The organism is Bradyrhizobium sp. SZCCHNRI1009, assembly GCF_032487575.1.
GTDB lineage: Bacteria > Pseudomonadota > Alphaproteobacteria > Rhizobiales > Xanthobacteraceae > Bradyrhizobium.
Window position 1 is genome coordinate 20,901 of the sequence record NZ_JAUEUL010000041.1, and the last position, 6,837, is coordinate 27,737.

At 67.7% G+C, this 6,837-nt stretch carries 5 protein-coding genes; 3 read left to right on the forward strand and 2 right to left on the reverse strand.

The features are described from left to right. Positions 1–5 precede the first annotated feature (5 nt). Positions 6–1,346 carry a TfuA-like protein gene (locus QX010_RS32575; protein WP_316183638.1) on the forward strand — a complete coding sequence of 447 codons (1,341 nt, stop codon included), beginning with the start codon at positions 6–8 and terminating at the stop codon, positions 1,344–1,346. A gap of 46 nt (positions 1,347–1,392) precedes the next feature. Here QX010_RS32575 and QX010_RS32580 read toward each other — a convergent pair whose 3' ends face one another. Beyond that, entirely contained in the window at positions 1,393–2,877 is a 1,485-nt protein-coding gene (locus tag QX010_RS32580) for a UdgX family uracil-DNA binding protein (protein ID WP_316183639.1), read from the reverse strand. Between the two features lie 110 nt (positions 2,878–2,987). After that, positions 2,988–4,226: a putative DNA modification/repair radical SAM protein gene (locus QX010_RS32585; protein ID WP_315801243.1), complete on the reverse strand. Its 1,239-nt coding sequence runs from the start codon at positions 4,224–4,226 to the stop codon at positions 2,988–2,990. A gap of 184 nt (positions 4,227–4,410) precedes the next feature. Here QX010_RS32585 and QX010_RS32590 point away from each other — a divergent pair, with 184 nt between their 5' ends. Next, on the forward strand, positions 4,411–5,199 hold the full coding sequence (locus tag QX010_RS32590; protein ID WP_316183641.1) for a DNA repair protein: 789 nt from the start codon (positions 4,411–4,413) through the stop codon (positions 5,197–5,199). After that, on the forward strand, positions 5,099–6,685 hold the full coding sequence (locus tag QX010_RS32595) for a DNA polymerase Y family protein (RefSeq protein ID WP_316183642.1): 1,587 nt from the start codon (positions 5,099–5,101) through the stop codon (positions 6,683–6,685). The genes QX010_RS32590 and QX010_RS32595 overlap by 101 nt, the downstream gene beginning before the upstream one ends. Positions 6,686–6,837 lie beyond the last annotated feature (152 nt).

Consider the following 6,837-nt stretch of genomic DNA (forward strand, 5'->3'; position numbering starts at 1 on the left):
GCATCGTGTTCACCGGGCCGACGCTGCATCCGCGCGACGCCGCGCTCGAATTGGAGGCGGAGTATCTCCCGCCGGTGCAGCAGGGCGACGTCTATCGCGCCGCGCTGGCGAAGCCTGCGGCGATCGGGATCATCGACGGCTATTTCGAGCAGGTGCCGTCGGTGTGGCACAAGGAGATCCTGTGGGCGATGGCCAACGGCATCCACGTGTTCGGCAGCGCCAGCATGGGCGCGCTGCGCGCGGCCGAGCTGCACGCGTTCGGCATGGAGGGCGTCGGCAAGGTATTCGCGGCGTATCGCGACGGCGTGTTCGAGGCCGACGACGAGGTCGCCCTGATTCACGGGCCGGCGGAGCTCGGCTTTCCCGCGCTGTCCGAGCCGCTGGTCAACATCCGCTTCACCCTGCAGAAGGCGGTCGCCGCTGGCGTGATCTCGGAGGCGTCCCGTCAGATCCTGGAGGCGCTCGGCAAGGCAAGCTTCTATCCCGAGCGCAGCTACCCGGCGCTGCTGCAGGGCGCGCGGTCCGATGGCCGCCTGACGTCGCAGGAGATCGCCGCGCTCGAGGCCTGGCTGCCGGATCACCGCATCGACCAGAAGCGCGAGGACGCGCTGGAGATGCTGCGGACGATGCGGCGCCGGTTCGCCGGAGACGTGGTGCCCAAGGCGGTCGAGTACGCCTTCGAACACACGCAGTTGTGGGACGGGCTGATCCAGGACGCGCGGCGCTCGGCGGCCGCAGAACGCGAGTCCGGCATCCCGGACGGGACGCCGCAACTGATGGACGAGCTGCGGCTGCTGGCGGCGCGCGGCGGCGACCTGTCCGACAAGGCGATCGCGCGATTTCTCGCCGCATCGGAGGCCAAGCGCCGCGGCGTCAGGGTCGACGCCCAGGCGCTGAGCGCGGAGATCATCCGGTTTCGCCAGAGCAGGGATCTGATGGACCCGGCCGAGCTCGAGACGTGGATCGCGCGCAACGGCCTGACCCGCTCGGAGTTTCTGGAGCTGATGCTGGACGAGGCGCGCATACGCTCGTTCAGGAAGGGGCTCAACGGCTCGGCCCTGAATGCGCTGGCCGACTGGGCCCGGATCGACGGCCATTTCGAGGATCTGCTGGCGCGCGCACGCGACAAATGCGAGGTGCTGAAGCAGGCGGAGATCGATGGCGGCGGCTGTCCGGCCGATTTCGGGATCAGCGAGGACGAGCTGATGACGAGATATCTGCCGGCAGTGGCCGATGACCAAGCCCAGGACGAGGCGGAGTTGGCGGGATCGCTCGGGTTTCCGGATCGCGCCGCGCTGATCCAGGCCCTGCTGCGCGAGCACGTTTACACTTCGCGCAAATCCTGACCGACGGTTGCCGCGTCGTGCTTTACGCCCGATGGCGGGGAGGCGGTCATGCCGCGTGGGCGCGCTTGAGCGCGGCGGCGGCGATCTTCAGGTCTTGCACGAAGAGTTCGTATTCACGCGCCTTGGCGTCGGCGTCGGGCAGGCGCAAGAGATAGGACGGGTGCACCGTGATCATCGCCCTGACACCATCGGGCAGGTCGACCACATGGCCGCGATTCTTGGTGACCTGGGTGATCTTGCCGAACACCGACTGCGCCGCGGTGGCACCCAGCGCCACGACCAGAGCGGGCCGGACGGCGGCGAGCTCGCGCTCGTACCATTGCCGGCAGGCCTTGATCTCCGGCGTGGCCGGCTTCTGGTGCAGCCGGATCTTGCCGCGCGGCACGAACTTGAAATGCTTCACCGCATTGGTGACGTAGACCTTGGACCGGTCGATGCCGGCCTCTGCGAGCGCACGGTCGAGCATCTGTCCCGCCGGGCCGACGAACGGATGGCCGGCCAGATCCTCCTTGTCGCCCGGCTGCTCGCCGACCAGCATCAGCGGCGCATGCTCAGGACCTTCCCCGAACACGGTCTGGGTCGCATCCTTCCACAGCGGGCAGGCGCGGCAGGACGCGGCTTCTTCACGCAAGGTCTCAAGGTCGGCGGCGACAACATCACGTGAGGTCTCAGCAGCAGCATGCGCGTGGGCTTTCGGCTTGCGGGTCATCGCGGTCTCCTCGACGCGCTTCTGTGGCTTGTGCGGTTCGGTGCCAGGTTCGGCGATCATCTCGGTGGTGCGCCGGGCGGCAGCCGCGATCAGCGGCTGGATCAGCTTGGCCTCGGGCAGGTTCTGCCAATATTTCTTCGGCATCTCCTTTTCCATTGCCTTCACTTTGAGCCGTGCCGGATTGAAAATGCTGGCATAATAGCGCAGCCACACCTCTTCGAGGCGGTCTTCCGACGGCGCTTCGGCCTTGCTCACACCCGGCGTGAACGAGACGTGGCTGCCGTCCCAATGCGCGCAGATTTCCGGGGTGAGGATCGACCAGGGCATGTCGGCGAAGCGCCGGGCGAAGAACGGCGCGGCGCGCTCGACGATGTGATGCTCCGGCTCGAACCAGGCGACGTAGCGTGACTCGCGCTCGCGGCCGACCTCGCGGAAACGGACGAAGGCGTGCATCTTGTGGACGTCGCGGCGCACCGCGCGCGCCAGCGCATTGGCCTGCGCGACGTCGGGATCGGTCGCGATGTCCATGAGATCGTGGTTGGTCCGCAGACGCCACAGCAGCCGGTAGAGCAGGGTGAAGCGGCTGGGGTCGCTGTGCAGGATCGCGCTTTCAGCAAGCTCCATGAAGCTCGCCGGCACCGAAAACGCGCCCTTGGGCACCTCGGGCAGCTGGGTGTCAGCATGGTCGTCGAACAGATCGGGCGCCGCGCCCTTGACGCGCCATGTGACATCCGCCGGCCTGACGTCGTTCATCGCCAGCGCCCGCGCCGCCCGGCGCCAGCCGTCGAAATCGGTGTCGCTGTCGAGGGTTACGACGTGCATCTGGCACACACTCTCCGCGTCGTCATGCCCGGCCCCCGTGCCGGGCATCCACGTCGTGCCTGAAACAAAGACGTGGATGGCCGGGACAAGCCCGGCCATGACCGGTTCAATTAGAATCCAAATCCGAGCTGCTGCGGTTTCGGCCGCAGCCGGGCTCTGAGGCTGGCACCGTCGAGCAAAGACGGAGACGGCCGGTGGTCGGAGAGAACGATGAACGGCAGCGCCTTGTTCCGGACGACGTTGAGCCGGGCGAGATCCGCAAGGCGGATCGTGGTGGTGCGCCGGGTCGCGAGGATGCGCTGCACGGTGCGGGTGCCGAAGCCGGGTACGCGCAGCAGCTCCTCGCGGCTTGCGGTGTTGATGTCGAGCGGGAAGCGGTCGCGGTGGCGCAGCGCCCAGGCAAGCTTGGGGTCGATGTCGAGCGGCAGCATGCCCTCGTTCTCCTCGACGATCTCGTCGGCGTCGAAGCCGTAGAACCGCATCAGCCAGTCGGCCTGGTACAGCCGGTGCTCGCGCACCAGAGGCGGGGCCTGTAGCGGCAGCGCGCGGCTGGCATCGGGGATCGGGCTGAAGGCGGAGTAATACACGCGCTTGAGCTTGTAGGCGCCGTAGAGATTGGCCGAGGTCGACAGGATGACGCGGTCGTTGGCCGCGTCGGCGCCGACGATCATCTGCGTGCTCTGGCCGGCCGGCGCAAAGCGCGGCGGCTTCGCCCGGCGCACCGTCTTCTTGGCTTCCGCCGTCTCGTCGAGCTTCAGCCTGAGACGGCCCATGGTGCGGCGGATCGCGCGCTGGTCCTTCTCCGGCGCGAGCTGCGTCAGGCTCTCTTCCAGCGGCGTCTCGATGTTGATGCTGAGCCGGTCGGCGTAGCGGCCGGCTTCCGCGATCAGCGCCTCGTCGGCTTCGGGAATCGTCTTCAGATGGATGTAGCCGCGGAAGCGATGCTCCTCGCGCAGCTTGCGCGCGACGCTCACGACCTGCTCCATCGTGTAGTCCGGGCTGCGGATGATGCCCGACGACAGGAACAGCCCCTCGATGTAGTTGCGGCGATAGAAGTCGATGGTGAGCTTCACCACCTCGTCGACCGTGAAGCGGGCGCGCGGCACGTTGGAGGAGGCGCGGTTGACGCAATACAGGCAGTCGTAGTTGCAGGCATTGGTCAGCAGAACCTTGAGCAGCGAGATGCAGCGTCCGTCCGGCGCATAGGAATGGCAGATGCCCATGCCGGGCGCGGTCGAGCCGAGACCCTTGCCGTCGCGGGAATCCCGCATCTCAGTACCGCTGGAGGCGCAGGACGCGTCGTACTTGGCGGCATCGGCCAGGATCTCCAGCTTGCGGAGCAGCTCCATACCTTTGAATCCCTTTGATTCCATTCGTTGAATCGTATCCGGGGCAATCCCGATTGACTCTCTCGAAGGCGTTAGCTTTATATTAGAACGTATCATGAACAAAGAGGGTCGTCGCGGGTTCAACTGCCTGCTTCACTTGAGAACGGCAGCGCCCGCACGATGGATTGAAGAGGAGCGGCGACGGATGACCGGCGCACGCATGGATACGCTCGCGCGTCTGCGCGGCCGCATTGCCCGTCTCGAGGCGGGAGATGGCGCACATGATTTGCGCCGGGTCGCGCTCGGCCATGACGCGGCCGATGCGGTGCTGCAGGGTGGGCTCGCCACCGGCGCGCTGCATGAGGTGTTCGCCGAGACCGGCCGCCAGGCGGCGGCCGCGACCGGTTTTCTGTGCGGGCTTGCCGCGCGTGTCGCCGCGCGCCGGCCGCTGATCTGGATCCGGCAGGATTTCGCCGAGCGTGAGATGGGCGCGCTGTCGATGAGCGGGCTTGCCGAGCTCGGCCTCGATCCGTGCCGACTCGTGATCGTGCGCGCGCCCGATCTCGATCACGCCCTGCGCACCGCCGCCGACGCGCTCGCCTGCGATGCGCTGGGCGGTGTGATGCTGGAGGTGTGGGGCGAGACGCAAAAGCTCGATCTCGTCGCCAGCCGCAAGCTGACCCTGGCGGCGCAGGAGTCCGGCGTGACAGCGCTCATGTTGCGCATCGCGGCTGCGCCCGAGCCGTCGACCGCGGAGACGCGCTGGGTGGTGCGCACCGCGCCATCGCCTGCCGTGGCGCCGTGGATGGCGTGGGGCGCACCGCGCCTCGATGCCGAGCTCATTCGCAACCGTCACGGCCAGACCGGACGATGGATCATGGAGTGGACCCCCGATGCATGCCGTTTCAACGAACCGGCGGCGGATCCTCAGCCTGTGGCTGCCGCGCCTGCCCATCGATCGCATCAAGCGCAGCCGCGCCGCCGATCCGCATGATGGCCTTCCGCAGGCCGTCGTCCTCAAGGATGCCAATATGCTGCTGATCCATTCGTTGGACGAGGCGGCGGCGCGTCACGGCGTCAGCCTCGGCCAGCCCTTGGCGAATGCCCGCGCGGTCTGTCCCGATCTCGTCGTGCACGAGGCGGATTTGGCGGCTGATGCAAAGATGCTGGAGGGCATCGCCGACTGGTGCGACCGCTTCACGCCGCTGGTGGCGCTCGATCCCCCGCATGGGCTTTTGCTCGACATCACCGGCTGCGTGCATCTGTTCGGCGGCGAAGCCAGACTGATGCGGTCGGTCTGCGACGCGCTGACCGCGCACGGCCTCATTGTGTCGGCGGCGATCGCCTCCAACGCCGTCTGCGCGCGGACGCTGAACCGGCAGGTGCACGGCCGCATCGTGCCTGATGGCGAGGAGGCGACTGCGGTGGCGCCGCTGCCGGTGGCCGCGCTGGGCGGCAGCGAGGCGATCACGCTCGGCCTGCGCCGCGCCGGCTTGAAGACGATCGGCGACGTCGCGTCGCGCGGCCGCAACGAGATCACCGCGCGGTTCGGCGCCGCTTTCACCCGTGTGCTGGCGCAGGCGCTGGGCGAGGCCGATGCGCCGATCAGCCCGCGAAAGGTCCCTCCGGACTACATCGTCGACAAGCGCTTCGCCGAGCCGGTCGCGACCGACACCGTGATCGCGGCGAGCCTCTCCAGTCTGGCCGCGATGCTGGTGGCGGCGATGGCGCAGCAGGGCAAGGGCGCGCGGCGGCTGGAGGCCTGCTTCTTCCGCACCGATGGGCTGGTGCGCGTCATCGCGGTCGACACCGGCCAGCCGGTCACCGAGGCCGTCGTCATCGACCGGCTGTTTCGCGAACGGCTCGAGGCGCTGAATGATCCGCTCGATCCCGGCTTCGGCTTCGACATGATGCGGCTGTCGGCCAGCCGCAGCGAGATCGTGGTGCAGCAGCAGCGCGATCTCGATGCCCATGTCCATGACAATGACGAACTGTCGGCCTTGATCGACCGCATCGCCGCGCGCATCGGCGGCAAGCGCGTGGTGGTGCATCTGCCGATGGACACGCATATTCCGGAACGCGCGGCGCTGCCGTTGCCGGCGCAGCAAAATCTCCCAGCTTCGAGTGCGGCCGACTGGCCTGACCGTACCGAAGGCGAGCCGCCGTTGCGGCCTCTGCGGCTGTTCGCGCGCCCCGAGGCCATTCAGGTGATCGCCGGTGTCCCCGATGGCCCGCCCGCGCGCTTCGTCTGGCGTCGTGCCGCGCATGCGGTGGTGCGCGCCGAAGGCCCGGAGCGCATCGCGATGGAATGGTGGCGGCCGGACGGGCAGGGCCTCACGCGTGACTATTTCCGCGTCGAGGACGAGCACGGCCTGCGCTTCTGGCTCTACCGCGACGGTCTGTATGACCGCGAGCTCAAGCAGCCGGAGAACGGTTTGCCGATGCAGCCCGCCTGGTACATGCACGGGCTGTTCGCATGAGGGGCAGGTCCATTCCATATGAGGATATGGGGCTGTCGCGACCAGCGACCCGCTCAATTATTGACTCCGTCATGGCCGGGCTTGTCCCACGGCTGTCCGGTTCAGCTTCCGCATATTGCGAGGCTCAACTGTTGTGGGTTTTTGGCAAGTTG